This window comes from Bacillus sp. AL-1R (assembly GCF_052180195.1).
Lineage (GTDB): Bacteria > Bacillota > Bacilli > Bacillales > Bacillaceae_G > Gottfriedia.
In genome coordinates this window covers 3,842,873-3,859,741 of the sequence record NZ_CP197469.1, presented here as the reverse complement: position 1 = coordinate 3,859,741, position 16,869 = coordinate 3,842,873, and the positions used below count along the sequence as shown (strand labels likewise).

The 16,869-nt window shown below is 33.4% G+C and carries 14 protein-coding genes and 1 other annotated feature; of the genes, 13 read left to right on the top strand and 1 reads right to left on the bottom strand.

From position 1 onward, the window contains the following. The first annotated feature begins 272 nt into the window (after positions 1–272). The 4 genes from ACSBO6_RS18560 (at position 273) to pstA (ending at position 4,476) form a co-directional block, all read left to right on the top strand. The gene (locus tag ACSBO6_RS18560; RefSeq protein WP_498843791.1) at positions 273–1,499 is read left to right on the top strand and encodes a Zn-dependent hydrolase; all 1,227 of its coding nucleotides are present in this window, start codon (positions 273–275) and stop codon (positions 1,497–1,499) included. Positions 1,500–1,731: 232 nt separating this feature from the next. Then, complete coding sequence (locus tag ACSBO6_RS18555) at positions 1,732–2,628, top strand: phosphate ABC transporter substrate-binding protein PstS family protein (protein ID WP_098848423.1); 897 nt, start codon at positions 1,732–1,734, stop codon at positions 2,626–2,628. A 67-nt stretch (positions 2,629–2,695) separates the two neighbouring features. Then, positions 2,696–3,592 (top strand): phosphate ABC transporter permease subunit PstC, encoded by an 897-nt coding sequence (pstC, locus tag ACSBO6_RS18550; RefSeq protein ID WP_483295214.1) that lies wholly within the window; start codon positions 2,696–2,698, stop codon positions 3,590–3,592. Continuing rightward, positions 3,589–4,476 (top strand): phosphate ABC transporter permease PstA, encoded by an 888-nt coding sequence (gene pstA / locus ACSBO6_RS18545; RefSeq protein ID WP_098848421.1) that lies wholly within the window; start codon positions 3,589–3,591, stop codon positions 4,474–4,476. Before pstC ends, pstA begins: the two co-directional genes overlap by 4 nt. 87 nt (positions 4,477–4,563) lie before the next feature. Here the strand turns inward: pstA and ACSBO6_RS18540 are convergent, their stop codons facing one another. Next, the gene (locus tag ACSBO6_RS18540; protein ID WP_098848420.1) at positions 4,564–4,806 is read right to left on the bottom strand and encodes a hypothetical protein; all 243 of its coding nucleotides are present in this window, start codon (positions 4,804–4,806) and stop codon (positions 4,564–4,566) included. A 282-nt stretch (positions 4,807–5,088) separates the two neighbouring features. Further along, positions 5,089–5,325: a binding site (T-box leader), on the top strand. A 60-nt stretch (positions 5,326–5,385) separates the two neighbouring features. On the opposite strand from ACSBO6_RS18540, the gene ACSBO6_RS18535 reads away from it, so the two are divergent. The 9 genes from ACSBO6_RS18535 to ACSBO6_RS18495 all read left to right on the top strand — a co-directional run bounded on the left by ACSBO6_RS18535 (position 5,386) and on the right by ACSBO6_RS18495 (position 16,642). Then, the gene (locus tag ACSBO6_RS18535; RefSeq protein WP_498843790.1) at positions 5,386–6,735 is read left to right on the top strand and encodes an amino acid permease; all 1,350 of its coding nucleotides are present in this window, start codon (positions 5,386–5,388) and stop codon (positions 6,733–6,735) included. Positions 6,736–6,972: 237 nt separating this feature from the next. Beyond that, positions 6,973–7,455: an ABC transporter permease gene (locus ACSBO6_RS18530; protein ID WP_498843789.1), complete on the top strand. Its 483-nt coding sequence runs from the start codon at positions 6,973–6,975 to the stop codon at positions 7,453–7,455. Between the two features lie 53 nt (positions 7,456–7,508). Next, positions 7,509–7,652, top strand: coding sequence for a hypothetical protein (locus ACSBO6_RS18525; RefSeq protein ID WP_498843788.1), 144 nt, complete (start codon positions 7,509–7,511; stop codon positions 7,650–7,652). Positions 7,653–8,072: 420 nt separating this feature from the next. Further along, positions 8,073–9,065 (top strand): sugar-binding protein, encoded by a 993-nt coding sequence (locus tag ACSBO6_RS18520; RefSeq protein WP_098848417.1) that lies wholly within the window; start codon positions 8,073–8,075, stop codon positions 9,063–9,065. Beyond that, positions 9,055–10,470, top strand: coding sequence for a sensor histidine kinase (locus ACSBO6_RS18515; RefSeq protein ID WP_098848416.1), 1,416 nt, complete (start codon positions 9,055–9,057; stop codon positions 10,468–10,470). The genes ACSBO6_RS18520 and ACSBO6_RS18515 overlap by 11 nt, the downstream gene beginning before the upstream one ends. Positions 10,471–10,495: 25 nt before the next feature. Next, positions 10,496–12,037, top strand: a complete 1,542-nt coding sequence (locus ACSBO6_RS18510; protein ID WP_180233022.1) for a response regulator — start codon at positions 10,496–10,498, stop codon at positions 12,035–12,037. Positions 12,038–12,685: 648 nt separating this feature from the next. Beyond that, a complete protein-coding gene (locus ACSBO6_RS18505) occupies positions 12,686–13,834 on the top strand; it encodes a sugar ABC transporter substrate-binding protein (RefSeq protein ID WP_286138525.1) in 1,149 nt (382 codons plus the stop codon). Between the two features lie 105 nt (positions 13,835–13,939). Further along, the gene (locus tag ACSBO6_RS18500; RefSeq protein WP_498843787.1) at positions 13,940–15,454 is read left to right on the top strand and encodes an ATP-binding cassette domain-containing protein; all 1,515 of its coding nucleotides are present in this window, start codon (positions 13,940–13,942) and stop codon (positions 15,452–15,454) included. A 15-nt stretch (positions 15,455–15,469) separates the two neighbouring features. Further along, entirely contained in the window at positions 15,470–16,642 is a 1,173-nt protein-coding gene (locus ACSBO6_RS18495; RefSeq protein WP_098848414.1) for a sugar ABC transporter permease, read from the top strand. The last annotated feature ends 227 nt before the right edge of the window (positions 16,643–16,869 follow it).

The window sequence follows — 16,869 nt, the reverse complement described above, 5'->3', positions numbered from 1 at the left end:
TTTTTTCGATAGGGATTAAGTAATCAATAGCAGTTTCAGACAATTTAATAAAATAAGGGAGAAGGAAGTTCCAATAACGGGAACACGCATGACTTTATTTTGAATGAAAAAGTAAGGTGCAATTGCTAGTATTATAATAGCCGTTACCATCGTATTATTTAATGAAACACTTTCATTAAATTCGTAAATATTTTCAAGAATATTTCTATTTCACATGAATTAACAGCAATTGTTATTGATAATATTACTTAAAAATCAAAGGAGGCCTTCATATGATTAAGACGAATGCTAATCGGCTTCAAAAATTAATTGAGTTGTTTAGTGAATATGGTAAAACAAAAAACAATGGTGTAACTAGACTAGCATTATCTCCTGAAGATATTTGTGCAAGGGAGAAATTTCAAGCATTATGTGAAGAAGTGGGAATGACAGTAAAGCATGATGATATGGGGAATATGTATGCTACTTTACCGGGTAAGAAAAACTTACCTCCAATTGTAATTGGTTCCCATTTGGACTCTGTTATTAAGGGAGGACGCTTTGACGGCGTACTTGGTGTACTAACAGCTTTAGAGACTGTTTATACGATATTAGATGAAAAAATCGAACTAGATTACCCAATTACAGTTGTCAATTTTACAAATGAAGAAGGGGCTAGATTTGAGCCATCTCTTATGTCTTCTGGCGTGCTATCAGGTAAATTTGATAAAAAGAAGATGATTGCTTCTACAGATAAAAATGGCATATCATTTTCGCAAGCATTGAATGCAAGTGGTTTCGCAGGTTCAAAAACAAATCGATTGAGAGAAGCCACTGCCTATATTGAACTACATATTGAACAAGGACCAGTACTGGAACGAAAAAACTTAGAAATTGGGGTAGTAGAAGGTGTACTTGGAATGGTATGCTATGAAATCTCTGTATTTGGAGAATCCAATCATGCAGGGACGACACCAATTAGCATGCGAAAAGATCCGATGTTTACTGCTGTTAATGTGGTGGTCGATTTACAAAAGCAATTACAAAGACTAGATTCAGAGCTCGTATACACAATTGGTCGTATAAATGCATATCCAAATATTCATACGGTCATTCCGTCAGAAGTAACCTTTACATTAGAGGCGAGACATAAGGATCCAAATGTAATTGCAGAAGTTACACGAATGGTAGAAGAACTACCAAGAAGTATAAGTGGTTGTCCAATAAAATCAACACGCTTATGGGATCGCGACACAGTTGACTTTGATGAAGAAGTCGTAAATGCTGTTGAATATGCTTGTAAGGAGTTAGGGTATAAAGAAAATCGAATGTATAGTGGAGCTGGACATGATGCTCAATTCATTGCTACCTATATTCCAACGGCAATGATTTTCGTACCAAGTGTAAATGGATATAGTCATCGTGAAGATGAGTTAACCTCATTTGAGGATTGTGCTAAAGGAGCAGATGTTTTACTGAATTCAGTATTAAAATTATGCGTTGAAAAAGTGAAGAAATAAGGCTTAATTTAAAAACTAGTAGTAAAAAAGTGATGTGTTTTTCAATAATGATAATCGGAATAGATTGTTTCTTTTGACTCTCTAAAATGTTTAGAGAGTCTTTTTTTTTAGGAAAACTGTTCTCTTAAAACAACTTTACGAATTATTTACAATTGATTAAAACTAGGTTAATTATTCTTTTCTATAGTTAGAGGTGTAGAAAATATTAATTTTCCTAGGGGGACAAACAATCATGAAACGTGGATTAAAATTAACATTTGCAGCAATGGCTATTACAGGTATGTTGGCGGGATGTTCTAATAAAGATGATAAAACAACTGGTAAGACTAGTACAGATGATAAAAAAGTAGAATTAACAGGGACAATTGGTGCTGCAGGATCAACAGCTTTACAACCACTAGCTGACGAAGCTGCAACAGAATTTATGGCGAAGTTTCCACAAGTATCCATTACAGTTCAAGGTGGCGGTAGTGGTACTGGGGTAAATCAAGTGTCTACTGGAGCAATTCAAATTGGTAACTCAGATGTACCTGCTGCTGAAAAATTAGAAGATAAATCTTTAGCAAGTTCATTAGTTGAAACAAAAGTTGCTGGCGTTGGCTATTCAATGGTAACAAATAAAGACGTTGGTGTAGATTCCCTTACACTACAACAAATTGAAGATATTTTCGCTGGTAAAGTGACGAACTGGAAAGAGATTGGCGGTAAAGATGAGAAAATTAATGTCATTAACCGTCCAGCATCATCTGGTACTCGTGCAGCGTTTGAAAAGAAAATGATGAAAGACGTTAAAATTAATGATGGTGTAGGAACAGTTCAAGACTCAAACGGTGCAGTTGAACAAGCAGTAAACTCTACTCCTGGTGCGATTTCTTATCTTGCTAACTCCTATTTAATCGGCGATAAAAAAGATGCATTAAAAACATTGAAAATTGATGGGAAAGAATCTAATACAGACAATATCGTTGCAGGCGATTACCCATTTTATTCATACGAGTACATGATTACAAAAGGCGATGCGAAATCTCCTGTAAAAGAATATATCGAATTTATTAGTGGTGACGAGTTTGCCGACAAGTTAGTTGAGATGGGCTATATCCCGGCTTCAAAAATGTCAGGATTAGAATAATAAAAAAATGGGAGTTGGTTTATACCAACTCTCAAACTAATTTATTAATGGATGATAGGGGTTTATCATGAACTTCAAAAAAAGAAACTTTTTTCTAATTGAACACCTTGGAAGAACTCTTGTAACATTATGTGGTTTTTTAATGATCGGTATTACAATCGCAATAATCGGATTTATTGTTAGTAAAGGAATCCAATCATTTACAGTAAACAATCTATCGTTAAGTGAAATTTTGTTTTCAAAACATTGGAGCCCAAATAATGCTTCAAACCCAACATATGGTGCTTTAATTTTTATTGTTGGGTCAATTTTAGTATCTGTTGGTGCCGTCATAATTGCTGCACCAATTGCGATTGCACTAGCAATTTTCATGAATTTTATTTCACCGAAGTTTGGTGAAAAAGTTTTAATTCCAGTTTTGGAAATTTTAGTCGGTATTCCTTCTGTAGTTTATGGATTTCTTGGCGTAACAATATTAGTTCCACTTATTAGAAATACTGTTGGTGGAGTAGGGTTTAGCTTAATTGCTGGGATTATTGTGCTTAGTATTATGATTTTACCTACAATTGCCAGTATAGCGTCGGATGCTGTAAGGGCAGTTCCTAAAACATATTTAGAAGCATCATACGGACTAGGTTCAACTAGATGGCAAGCAATTAAGTTAGCGATTGTACCAGCTGCAAAAACGAACATATTAACTGCGATCGTTTTAGGTCTTGCGCGTGCTTTTGGTGAAGCATTAGCAGTACAAATGGTAATCGGAAATACAGTTAAGTTCCCTAATAGTATTTTTGACCCAACATCAACACTAACAGGAATTTTAACAATGGATATGGCAAATACATTAAATGGGACAGCTTGGAATAACACTTTATGGACTCTAGCTATGATCCTACTTCTAATATCCTTTCTCTTTATACTAATCATTCGATTAATTGGAAGAAAAGGAGGATATGAAGCATGATTGCAAGAAAAATGGATAAGATTTGGACAGGAATACTTTGTTTAATAGCTGGTTTAGTTGTCGTATTATTATTGTTTTTATTAAGTGAAATTATTTTTAAAGGTTGGGGATTCTGGGATCCTGATTTCCTGTTTGGAAAACCTAGTAATATTCAAGCAGGTGGTGGGATCGGACCACAACTTTTTAATTCATTTTATATTTTAGTGTTAACATTAATTATTTCAGTACCGATCGGAGTAGGCGCTGGGATTTATATGGCAGAATATGCTAAACCAGGTCGTTTCTTAAATTTCTTAAGATTATGTATTGAAACGTTAGCTTCATTACCTTCAATCGTAGTAGGTTTATTCGGTTTATTAGTATTTGTGACAATGACTGGATGGGGCTACACTTTAATTGGTGGTGCACTTGCGATTTCAATTTTAAATCTCCCAAGTTTAACAAGGATAAGTGAAACAGCGTTATTAAATGTTCCTAAAACGAGTAAAGAAGGTAGTCTTGGATTAGGAGCTACAAAGTGGCAAACAATTACTAAAATTAGTATTCCAACAGCAATTCCTCAATTAATAACGGGAATTATTTTAGCAGCTGGAAGAATTTTTGGTGAAGCAGCGGCATTAATTTATACTGCTGGACTTACAACGCCTATGTTAAATAATGCTGCTCCATTAAATACACCGATGAATCCGTTTAATATTTTTAGACCAGCAGAAACATTAACAGTTCATATTTGGAAATTAAATTCAGAAGGTATAGTCCCAGATGCGCAAAGCATCGCTACAAAATCTGCGGCAGTTTTAATTGTCATGATCCTTTTATTTAATCTATTTGCTAGATTATTTGCAAAGTTTTTAAATAGACGATTTACAGGGGCAAAAAGATAAAATACAAAAAATCTCTATGGGATTCCGTAGAGATTTTTTGTATTTTACGAGTGGTCCTTTATCTATGTATTATGATTTAAAAAGTTTTTAATCGTTTTTTATTTTATCAACCTCACTAAGTAATGCTTCTAAATGTTTTAAAATGGTCTTAGCTATTTGATGTTCTTTATTTTGCTCTAAGTGTTCTTTAGCAACTTTAGATAATTCAGTATAATCATGATGGGAACTTTGGTTATGCTGATCATTGGTTTCTGAGAAGTTGAAAGCATTACTAAGCTTAGCACTTATTTCATTGTGTAGACTTTTAAGACTTTCAATGATTTCATCCATTCATGGCACTCTCCATTTCAAAAGTTTAATTCATAATTAGTATTTACATATGACATTTAAATAAATATTTAAAACAAATTTCGTTTGATTTATATAAACTGAGAGGCTTAACGAAATTGACTGATGATACGACATAAAAGGATTTTACGGAAATAATTAGCTAATCAACGAGTAAAAATATGATATATTTTTTCTAAAATAGTATCCTAAAAAAACTGTTGACAAGTTTGTTTCACATCCGTATAGTATTAGTTATTATAAAAAATATTCAGAAATATTTATCGAAACGCAATGATCAGGAGTAGTAAAAGTTAATTATTAGGTAAAGAGAGCTGCGGGTTGGTGCAACGCAGTCCAATGATCCTTTGAACTTGCCTGGGAGTGGAAAAGCGAAAGATTAGATTCAATCTTTTCTCTCGTTTTAACGGTTGACCTCCGTTACAAGGTGTTTAAAGTAGGGTTCAAAAAAAGAGCCAATAAGAGTGGTACCGCGGTAAGCTAAGGCATATCGTCTCTTTCTTCATTTGATTATGAGGAATGAGATGATATGCCTTTTTTGATTTTTGGGGAGGTTAGGATATGAAAACGGACAAACGGAATTTACAAAGGACAATGACTTCAAGACATATTACGATGATGGCATTAGGAGGTGCCATTGGCGCAGGTTTATTTAAAGGAAGTAGTTCTGCGATTGATATGGCAGGCCCTTCCATCATAATTGCTTACTTGCTAGGAGGTATCATTTTATTATTTATCCTACAAGGTTTAGCTGAAATGGCAGTTCGCAATAGCGATGCAAGAACGTTCAGGGATCTTGTCCAATCTATTTTAGGAAAGTATCCTGCATATTTCCTTGATTGGATCTATTGGAAAATGTGGGTACTGAACATCACGGCCGAATCAATCGTTGCTGCCATTTTCATTCAATATTGGTTGCCTGACTATCCAATTTGGATGTTGGCATTAGTTGTTTCGGTGTTAGTTACAACAATCAACTTACTATCAGTAAAGGTTTTTGCTGAAACCGAGTACTGGCTAGCTTTAATTAAAATTACTGTTATCATTGTGTTCATCTTGGCTGGATTAGTGTTGTTGTTAGTGAATTTTGGTGATCATAAAGCAGTCGGTTTCTCTAACTTGACTGAGCATGGCGGTTTCTTCCCGAATGGACCAACAGGTATAATCTCGGCAATGCTGGTCGTTATTTATTCATATGGTGGTACTGAAATTATTGGGGTTACATTAGCAGAAACGAAAAATCCCGAAAAAGTAGTTCCAAAAGCCGTTCGAAGTACATTGGTTAGAATTATTTCATTCTATATCATTCCATTTTTTATCATCGTTAGTTTAATTCCTTGGAACGAAGTAAACGGGGTGCCTGAAAGTCCATTTGTGATGGTCTTTAAAATGATTGGGATTCCTGGTGCTGACCATATTATGAACGCCGTTGTTTTAATCGCGATTATTTCATCGATGAACTCTGGATTGTATGGTTCATCCCGCGTTCTGTATACGCAAGCTGTAGACGGTCGCATTCCAAAACTCTTTTCAAGATTATCTAAAAAGAAAGTTCCTGTTTACGCAATATTAATTTGTACTTCCACTTTATTTGGAGGTGTATTAGTTTCCTTATTTGCAGGAAGCAAGACCTTTGATTTCCTAATGGGATCGCTTGGATATACCGTATTATTCATCTGGTTGATCATTGCCTTTGCCCATTTGAAATCACGAAAACAGTCAAATAGAAATACAAGTAACTATTCAGTTAAATGGTTTCCATATACAACTTGGGCTGTGATCATCGCTTTAATGATGATTTTAATCGGAATTATTTTCACAACACCGATCATCGTAACGATTATTACACTTTGCATCTATATCTTTATTACCTTAACTTATTTATGGAAAGAACGTCTTAGTAATGATTGATATTGATGGCCTAATTTAAGGCATTTTATAGCCACTATACTTTTGATATAACTGATTTTCGATTAACTGGTGCTTTACTTTAAAAAATAAGTAAAGCCCTTTTTCTGATCATTTAATAGCTTATCAAGTTTTAAATTTTCATTTTCGGACACGGACAAGCATACAATCACATAAGCCCCGAACCAATATAATGATAGGAGTTTATATGAAAGTGAAGTGAAAAGTGTGCCTCCAAAAATGAAAAAACCAAATGATTCAAATGAAGAGAATAAAGAGAATATTAATATTGCCTCAGCCTTTAGAGCTGTTAATACTGTAAATCAAACTGTTCCTGAAAACACTTTTGTAAAAGTAAATTATCAACTTAAACAATTTGATTTAGCAATGGAATATAATCCATTCACTTCAGTTTTTAGGCCCAAAAATAATGGGGTTTATATAATTTCTGCTACGATTTCTTTTTTCCCAAATACGAATGTCGACTATAGAGCACGGATCGAAATTCGTGTAAATGGACAACCCGCAATTGCGATTGATAATGATTTCTTTGGTCCAATAAACTTCGGAAATGCAGTAAATGTTTCGACGATCCAGAAACTTAATGCTTTTGATAGAGTTGAGATTTTTGCCCAAAGTAGCATTGCTGGTGTGATCGGAGCAAATGTTAATGGTGAAATTAGTACTCATTTTGAAGCTGCTAGATTTCCATCTCCGTCCTAATTAGGTTAAATAAATATCCTCAGGAGCAGAACGTGAAATATTGGGGGTATCTGATGAACGAGAAAGAAGATGAAAATATGCCAAACAAAGTACAAGATCCAACTAAACCAACTGAAAAAGTACAGACTATTAAATCTATTTACGACAAAACTAAGGATTGTAATGGTGAAGCTTTAGAGAGACTGCGCAAAAACTAAGTGAGAAATGGATTGAAAGATATACTGTTTAATGACAGTGTGTCTTAATCCATTTTTTTGTTTGTTGTTAAATTACTCCTGCTACAATTCTGATAGAGAAATAGTGGAAAAAAGAATTAATAATCTGTTGTCCTTTTGTTCTTTAATACTTCTTCACGAGGGTATCCAAGAAAAGTTATCTATGAAAGTATCGAGAGTCCTGGAATTTTTTCGGGGCTTTTTATTTATAGATGAGTGAAAATAATGGAGAGCATATGAAGTGATAGAATGAACAAACCGAAATGTAGGGTAAGGTAAGATTTATTGAAAAATCAAATGGATAATTTGAATTAAGATAAAAGGGAAAAAATTGTAAAGTTTAATAGTCTTGTAAACTGTATAATCAAAATGTACTATTTTAATATAGGACTGGAGGACGTTATGGAAGAGAAGAAGTGGTCGATTATTTTAAGCGTGCTTTTTTTATTGTTTGTTTATGTACTTATTCATTTTGAAATAAATGCTAGAAATATTGAAAATTCAGTTCAAAAATTACAGGATCGAGAAGTTGAACCGAAGAAAAAGCTCCATTTTGTGCTTATTTCGCAGGAGTTTGATAATCCTTATTGGAGGAAAGTACAAGAGGGAGCGAATGTTGCTGCTGAAAAATATGGAGTAAATGTTGAATATATTGGTCCTTTACGTACAAGTCCGGAAGAACAAATTAAGTTATTAGAAAAGGCAATTGCTTCTCAGGTGGATGGTATTATTGTACAAAGTTTGGATGAGAATACTTTTTCGCCCGTAATTAGTAAAGCGGTTACACAGCATATTCCTGTTATTACGATCGATACAGATGCGCCAAAGAGTAAGCGTATTGCTTATGTTGGTACAAATAATTTTAATGCAGGAGAACAGTTAGGAAGAGTTGTTGTAGAGGAAACGAATGGTGTTGGGAAAATTGGCGTTATTATAGGGAGTGAAAAATCCGAAAGTCAGCAGGCAAGATTAAATGGGTTTTTAAGTATTATTAAAGATCATCCAAAATTAGTAGTGAAGGATATTGAGTCCTCTAATATATCGATTATCCAAGCAAAGCTTCAAACTGAAAGTATGTTGCGTAATCATAAAGACATTTCAGTTATGGTTGGTACGAGTGCATTGGATGCAATTGGCATTTTGAATGCCACGAAAAATTTAAAGTTAAATCAAGTGGAGATATTTGGATTCGATAATATTGAAGGAACACTCCAAGCAGTTCAAGATGATGGGATTAAGGCAACTGTTATTCAGAAGCCATATGAAATGGGCTTTCAATCTGTAGGATTATTAATTGACTGGTTACATGGAAAAGTTATTCATAAAGAAAATTTTACACCAACCGAGGTGGTGACGAAAGAAACGTTGATCAGGAGGAGAAACGTTGAAAATTAGGACAAAGTTATTTATTTTTATTCCAATTCTAGTTATTTTATTAAATCTAGTTTCATTTTTTATTTTTGAAAATAGTAAGAAAGTTCAAGAGAGTTATAATTTAATGATTAATAAAATATTTTTATATAAGCAAATCTCAACAGAAACTCAAGAGAACTTAAACTTACTAAGTAGTTATATCATTAACCCAAAGCCAAAGGATTATCGATCGATTTTACAACATCGGAACAATTTACAAAACTTAAAAAAAGAATTATTAACTCATAATGCTACTAAAAATAATCAACTTGTATTAGAGAATTTTACTCATATGATCGATTCATTTTTAGAGTTGGAATCATCGATTACAGACAATCTAGTGTCTCAAAATTTTTCAAGCTATACGGAACAATATCGCGATATAGAAAAAATAGCAGGGTTCATTAGAGAAGATAGTCAAAATTTAGTTGATTTAGAACTTAGTCATTATCAGCCAATTTTTCAGAAGATTATTAATAATACAGAATCTATGAATAAATTAGGCGTACAGCTATTTATTATTACGACAATCATTAGTATTGTGTTTGCAGTGTGGCTATCAAGGAGCATCGTTATACCAATTAACCGTCTCGTCTATATGGCAAAGCAAATCGGAAAAGGAAATTTCAATGTAGAGCCGCCTACTTTGTATCAAAAAAATGAGATTGGTATTCTTGGGAAAATACTAAATGAAATGTCTAACAACTTAAGAAATCTGATGATTAAAAATATAGAAATCGTGGAGAAGGAACGACTTGTAAAAGAGCTAGAATTAAAGGCTTTACAAAGTCAAATTAACCCACATTTCCTATTTAATACGTTAAATGTTATTTCAAAATTAGCGTACATTGAAGGAGCTGAGCAAACGAGTGATTTGACTGTTTCAACTTCAAATTTGTTACGTTATAATTTGCGGAAATTAGATGAACCTGTATGCCTGATGGATGAAATTAGAAATGCCAAAGAATATTTTTCGATCCAAAAGGCGAGATTTAGAGACCGTGTACGCTTTGAATTAAACATTGAGGAATCATGTTTACAGCATAAAGTTCCATGTTTAACATTGCAACCACTTCTTGAAAACGCATTTATACACGGGATTGAAGGAATGGAAAGGGATGCAGTAATAGGAATAGACATAAAAAGTAGAGAAAACTATATTTGCATTCAAATATATGACAATGGTGCTGGGATGAGTGAAGACACTAAAAATGCTCTTTTGACATCTACTAAGCCGATCATCTCTCAAAAAGGTTCAACTGGTTTAGGCACAACGAATGTATTTAAACGATGGCGTCTTTTTTATGGAGAAGAGGAGATTGTTGATATTAAAAGTGACATAAATAAGGGGACAACTATTATCTTAAAACTTCCCGTCTCATTATAAATTTAGAAATGAAGGAGGTACAATTATGTATAGATTATTAATAGTAGACGACGAACCACTAGAGCGTGAAGGTCTTGAATTAATGATCAATCGAACGTTGCCTAACCAATTTCAGTTTGAGCATGCTGAAAATGGACGGGTTGCGATTGAAAAATCGATTGAATTTCAACCTCATATTATTTTTATGGATATCAAGATGCCCGGTATTCAAGGACTTGAAGCTGTTTCTGTAATAAGGCAAAAACTGCCTGAAACGAAAATATTTATTGTAACGGCATATGATTATTTTACTTATGCACAAGAAGCAATTTCATTAGGCGTCAAAGATTATATTTTAAAGCCTGCTAAAAAGGATCATATTATGTCATTACTTCAAAAGATGATTTCGGAAATTGAAGTAGACCATAAGAAAAGATTACAAGAATTAGAGTCTATTGAAAATTTATCACTTATTCGTCCATTGACAGAGAATGAATGCACGTTAATGCTAATGTTCAATACAGTTCAAGAGCTTAATGTAAATCAAATGTCTAGAATTCTAGGCTTCGAGATTAAATTCGGTTACGTGAGTGTTATTCAATTGCCAAAGGAAGTTGTTCAAAATGAAAAGGAACAAAGGAGAGTTTATGAATGTGTTAGGCACTTTATAAAGTCTTCAAAAGATTGTCTAGTTAGTCCTGTGGTTGATGGTCAATTAGCTATATTCTTTCCACTTGATTCAAAACAAGAAGACGAGATTCAAAAGCGCGAAGCATTTCAGGATGCATTGAAAACGATTGACTATATCGAAAATCAAACAGGTTATAAAACAATGATTGGAATTGGTTCCATAAAACGTGGAATTGAAGGATTAAGAAATTCTTATAATGAAGCAGTAAAAGCACATATAAAATGTAACGAATTTACAAGTGTTAGCTTTTATTCTAAGGACTTTTCTTTGAGTATTTCGAATGAAGAAAAACAAGTTCTAATCGATTCCTTTAGAAAAGCTGATTTAGAAGATGTTTTATACCAATTTAATCAAATTTATGAAAGATTTATAAATCATGATGTAACACACTTGAGAACAGAATTTATTTCATTATTTAATCAAATTGTACACTCTCTTCGTAGCTCTTCAATTGAAGTCGAGAAGATTCATATTGCGGATGTGGAAGATGTGAATCAATTAAAAGAGTTAATAGAGCAGCAAATTACAATTTTGATTACTAAAATTGATCGCGAAAAAGAAATTAAGATGAATCACCTGATGATTCTTGCTAGGGAATATATTACTCACCATTTTATCGAGGATCTTTCATTAGACCAAGTAGCTAACTATTTAAAGTTAAATCCATTTTATTTTAGCAAATTATTTAAAAAGCAAACCGGAGAGACCTTTAGTGACTATTTGATGAATATAAGAATAAATAAAGCAAAAGAATTAATGGAAAGAAGAGAGTTAAATTTAAAAGAAATTTCTTATCAAGTCGGATACAATGATCCAAACTATTTTAGCCGAGTGTTTAAAAAGTGTACGAATGAATCTCCTAAGGAGTATCGTAAAAAGATCTTAATGAATAGTTAAAGAGAGAATAAACATTAAAAGAGATCCAAGAGTTCTTAATAACTTCTACTGATGGCTTAAAGAAGACATGCTAAATCCATAGATTAATAATAAAAGATAGTTAAAGCAGATAAAATCCCTACCTTAACTATCTTTTTTCTATTCTCTTAGATTTAGAAACGTTTTGTGACTGTTACTATATCACTTTAATCCTAGATCTTTTCTTTTATTTGTTATCCTATTTCTTCTATTATATAAATACCCTATTTTTAACTTAGCACAATTATTTCTTTGTCAAAATGAGATAGAATAAATTTTTATACTCTCCTCTTAAACAAATATCCTTCCATAAACCCTACATATATGTATTATGAAAAATAGAATAAATAATCGCCAAGATCACATTTTTGTGGTCTTTTTCGTTTGCTCTAAAATCAACATGTAATACGAACTGGACCAACTAATTATAAAGAATCTAAATTTTCTATACAAAAATGTCCTAAAGTCAAAATAATGCTAGCATTAATCGCTAAAATGTAAACGTTTTCTATTGTAGGGTAAATTAGTGCAGATAATAGACAAAAGAGTGAAGGGAATGGGTAAACGTTTTCAATTGTTTCCGTGATAACCTAATTATGTAAGCGTAACCAGAAAAAAGGGGGAAACACTTTGAAAAAGTTATCAAAGATTTTTGCAATCATTTCGGTATTTTTAGTAATGACTCTTGTTGCAGCTGGATGCGGATCTTCAGCGACATCAAATGAAAGTACTTCTGCTGGTAAGAAAAGTAAAGATGGTAAAGTTGATATCGGTATCGTTTTACCTACAAAAGATGAGCCACGTTGGACTCAAGATGAAACTCGCTTTAAAAAGGCTTTAAAAGATACAGATTATTCTGTTGAAATTTTATTCTCACAAGGTGACTCTGCTAAAGAAAAAGCGAACGTCGATTCTTTAATCGCAAAAGGCATCAAAGTTTTAATTATTTGTCCGCAAGACGGTGCTGCGGCTGCTGCTTCAGCTGAAGCTGCAAAAGCTGCTGGTGTGAAAGTAATTTCGTATGATCGTTTAATTACAGGTACAGATGCAGTTGATTACTACGTATCATTTGATAGCGTTGCAGTAGGTGCTGCACAAGCACAATATCTTGTAGACCATGCATCAAGTAAAACTGGTCAACCTTTATATTTATACGCAGGTGCTGCATCTGATAACAATGCATTCTTATTCTTCCAAGGTGCTTGGAAAGTTCTTCAACCAAAAATTGCTGACGGTACATTTAAAGTTGAAAATTCAGCTGCTGCAAATAGCTTAAAAGCTAAAGCTGATTTAACTCGTGATGAGCAAGCAAAAATTATTGGTCAAGTTACAACTAACTGGGATTTCAACGTAGCTAAAAACTTAGCTTCATCTAACTTAACAAAAGCTTCAAAAGCTGACAAAGGTGATGTATTAGTTCTTGCTCCAAATGATGGTACTGCTCGTTCAATCGCTGATACATTTAAAGCAGATAAGGACGTATCTTCTTATGTAATTTCAGGTCAAGATGCTGAAAAAGCTTCTGTACAATACATTATCGATGGTAAACAATCTATGACTGTTTTCAAAGATGTTCGTACTTTAGTTAAAGATGCGATTGCTACTGCAACTTCAATCTTAAAAAATGAAGCACCTGATGCTTCAGGCGTTACAAACAACGGTAAAGCTGATATCAAAACAAAACAAACAGATATTATTGTTGTAGATCAAAGCACAGTAAAGAAAGACTTAGTTGATTCTGGATACTATAATGCTTCAGAATTCACTGGATTGAAGTAATTAATAGAAGAAAAAAACTTGCAAAATAGTGATGGGCTAACCGTCACTATTTTGTTCAATTTAATTAATGACGTAAGTAGATGGCAAATTCGGGAGACGGATCATATGAGTGAATTTATTTTAGAGATGAGAAATATCTCAAAAGAATTTCCAGGTGTAAAAGCATTAAGTGATGTTAACTTCAAAGTAAGAAAAGGGGAAATACATTGCTTAGTTGGTGAAAATGGTGCAGGAAAATCGACCTTAATGAAAGTTTTAAGTGGTATTTATCCATATGGAACCTATACAGGTGATATTGTTTTCGGAGATGAAGTTCAAAAGTTTTCAAAAATTAGCGATAGCGAAAAAAAGGGTATTGGTATCATCTATCAAGAATTATCGCTTTTCCCTGAACTGTCGGTATATGAAAATATTTTTATCGGACATGAAATTAAAAAGGGAATGACTGTTGATTTCAATGAAACGATTGTAAAAGCAATTGAAATGCTAAAAAAAGTGAAGTTGGATGTAAATCCGGACGTTCAGATCAAGGAATTAGGTGTAGGTAAACAGCAGCTTGTTGAAATTGCTAAGGCACTTAGTAAGGATGTTAAATTGCTTATTCTTGATGAGCCTACTGCTGCTTTAAATGAAGATGATAGTGAAAATCTACTTTTCTTAATGGAAGAGTTAAAGAATCAAGGCATTTCTTGTATTATGATTTCGCACAAACTTAAAGAAGTAATTGCTGTTGCAGATACGGTTACTGTACTTCGTGACGGGAAAACAATTTGCTCTTTAAATAAAGAAGAAATCACCGAAAACACAATCATCAAACATATGGTTGGTCGTGAAATTGATGATATTTATCCGAAGCGTCCAAATCAGAAGTTTGGTGAAGTTTCATTAGAATTAAAAGACTGGGATGTGTACGATCCAAAATTAGGTCGAAAAATTCTTCATAAAATCAATCTAAATGTTCGAAAAGGTGAAATTATCGGTATTGCTGGATTAATGGGATCAGGTCGAACAGAACTAGCAAAAAGTATTTTTGGTAATCCAACAAATTACAAACTTGACGGTACCGTTTTAGTACAAGGTGAGCAAAAGCGTTTTAAACATCCAAAAGATGCAATAAAAGCGGGTATAGCCTATGTAACAGAGGACCGTAAAGGAGACGGATTGATCCTTGAGCAAGATATTAAAAATAATATTTCGATTACGAACTTATTTGAAATTTCAAAGTCAAGCGTGATCAATCAACATGAAGAAATTGTTGTTGCAAATGATTACTTAAACAAGTTAAACATAAAAGCTCCTTCAATTACTTCAATCGTTGGTAAATTGAGTGGCGGTAATCAGCAAAAAGTATCATTGAGTAAGTGGTTATTTACAAATCCAAACGTACTGATTCTCGATGAACCTACTCGTGGAATAGACGTAGGTGCAAAATTTGAAATCTATAGTTTTATGAATCTACTTGTAGAACAAGGAATGAGCATTATTATGATCTCCTCTGAACTTCCAGAAGTGCTAGGTATGAGTGATCGAATTTATGTTATGGCAGAAGGTAAAATAACCGGACAATTATCAAGAGAAGAAGCAACTCAAGAGAGCGTTATGGCTCTAGCTACCGTTTAAGAGAGGTTGAAGAAAATGAACTTTTTTCAAGAAGCAGGCATGTTATTAAGGAAAAACATCCGAGAATATGGAATGTATATAGCTCTTGCAGTAATAATGTTAGTATTTACGTTAAATACAGATGGATTATTTATGTCATCTCGTAATTTAAGTGATTTAATCAATATGACAGGTTATGTTGCAGTTCTTGCTGTAGGGATGACACTAGTAATCGTCATTCGACATATTGACCTTTCAGTTGGGTTTGTTGCAGGTTTTCTAGGAGCGGTCGTTGCACTATTTTTAACACATGGATTGCCAGTTTGGATCTCAATCATTGCAGTTCTAGTATTTGGTGCAATTATTGGTCTAATAAATGGATTCTTTGTTGCTAATTTAGGAATTCCTTCATTCGTAGTTTCATTAGCAGGAATGTTAATATTCAAGGGATTACTACTAATGTCTCTTGTTAAAACTGGTACAATCATCGTTGCGAACGAAAGCTTTAAGGCGATTGGAAATGGCTATATTCCTAGTTTAGGAAACGTGAATGGTTTACACATATCAACACTATTAATTGGTGCGATCTCTATCATTCTTTTTATCTGGAGTGATTTTAAAAAGAGAAACGTAAATATAAAGTACGGATTTGAAGTCCTTTCAATGCCAATGCAAATTATTAAACTATTATTTATTTCAGGTATCATTGGTTATATTTGCTATATTCTAGCAGGCTATCAAGGGATTTCTTGGACTGCTGTGATCATGTTTATTGTAGTAGTAGTCTACCACTTCATTACAACAAGAACTCCTTTAGGGCGTCACATTTATGCAGTTGGTGGTAACCCTGAAGCAGCACAATTAAGTGGAATTAGCGTAAAGAAAATCACGTATATTGTATTTGGTTCAATGAGTATGCTTGCAGCCCTTTCAGGCGTATTGTTTACAGCTCGACTTGCATCTGCTTCTCCCCAAGCAGGTACAATGTTTGAGTTAGATGCAATTGCTGCAGCTTATGTAGGTGGTGTTTCCGCTGCTGGTGGTGTTGGTAAAATAACAGGTACAATTATCGGTGCTTTCGTAATGGCATCATTAACAAGTGGAATGAACTTAATGGGTATCGATATTTCATACCAATACATCATCCGAGGAGCAGTACTTGTTCTTGCGGTAGTATTTGACGTAATAACGCGTAATAAAGGGAAATAATCAAAAACAGAAACAGTCGATTGTAGTGGCTGTTTCTGTTTTTTTATTTGAATGTGTTAGAGCAATTTAAAATAGAGTGAGGGCAACATGGATCTATTGACACTAAAGGGTATGTGAAAAATAAGTAAAACTATCGTGCCAGTATAAATCTTTATAAATACAACTAATATTTTATGTAAATCTTTTTCAACTAAAGAATTGAAGAACACGAGCTGCTTAAAAAGGAT

What these genes read in the sequence shown, in the direction of transcription:
- ACSBO6_RS18510 (WP_180233022.1), top strand. Translation starts at nt 10,496, where the DNA reads ATGTATAGATTATTAATAGTAGACGACGAACCACTAGAGCGTGAAGGT.
- ACSBO6_RS18555 (WP_098848423.1), top strand. Translation starts at nt 1,732, where the DNA reads ATGAAACGTGGATTAAAATTAACATTTGCAGCAATGGCTATTACAGGT.
- ACSBO6_RS18560 (WP_498843791.1), top strand. Translation starts at nt 273, where the DNA reads ATGATTAAGACGAATGCTAATCGGCTTCAAAAATTAATTGAGTTGTTT.
- ACSBO6_RS18525 (WP_498843788.1), top strand. Translation starts at nt 7,509, where the DNA reads ATGAACGAGAAAGAAGATGAAAATATGCCAAACAAAGTACAAGATCCA.
- ACSBO6_RS18535 (WP_498843790.1), top strand. Translation starts at nt 5,386, where the DNA reads ATGAAAACGGACAAACGGAATTTACAAAGGACAATGACTTCAAGACAT.
- ACSBO6_RS18520 (WP_098848417.1), top strand. Translation starts at nt 8,073, where the DNA reads ATGGAAGAGAAGAAGTGGTCGATTATTTTAAGCGTGCTTTTTTTATTG.
- ACSBO6_RS18530 (WP_498843789.1), top strand. Translation starts at nt 6,973, where the DNA reads ATGAAAAAACCAAATGATTCAAATGAAGAGAATAAAGAGAATATTAAT.
- ACSBO6_RS18540 (WP_098848420.1), bottom strand. Translation starts at nt 4,806, where the DNA reads ATGGATGAAATCATTGAAAGTCTTAAAAGTCTACACAATGAAATAAGT.
- pstC (WP_483295214.1), top strand. Translation starts at nt 2,696, where the DNA reads ATGAACTTCAAAAAAAGAAACTTTTTTCTAATTGAACACCTTGGAAGA.
- pstA (WP_098848421.1), top strand. Translation starts at nt 3,589, where the DNA reads ATGATTGCAAGAAAAATGGATAAGATTTGGACAGGAATACTTTGTTTA.
- ACSBO6_RS18495 (WP_098848414.1), top strand. Translation starts at nt 15,470, where the DNA reads ATGAACTTTTTTCAAGAAGCAGGCATGTTATTAAGGAAAAACATCCGA.
- ACSBO6_RS18500 (WP_498843787.1), top strand. Translation starts at nt 13,940, where the DNA reads ATGAGTGAATTTATTTTAGAGATGAGAAATATCTCAAAAGAATTTCCA.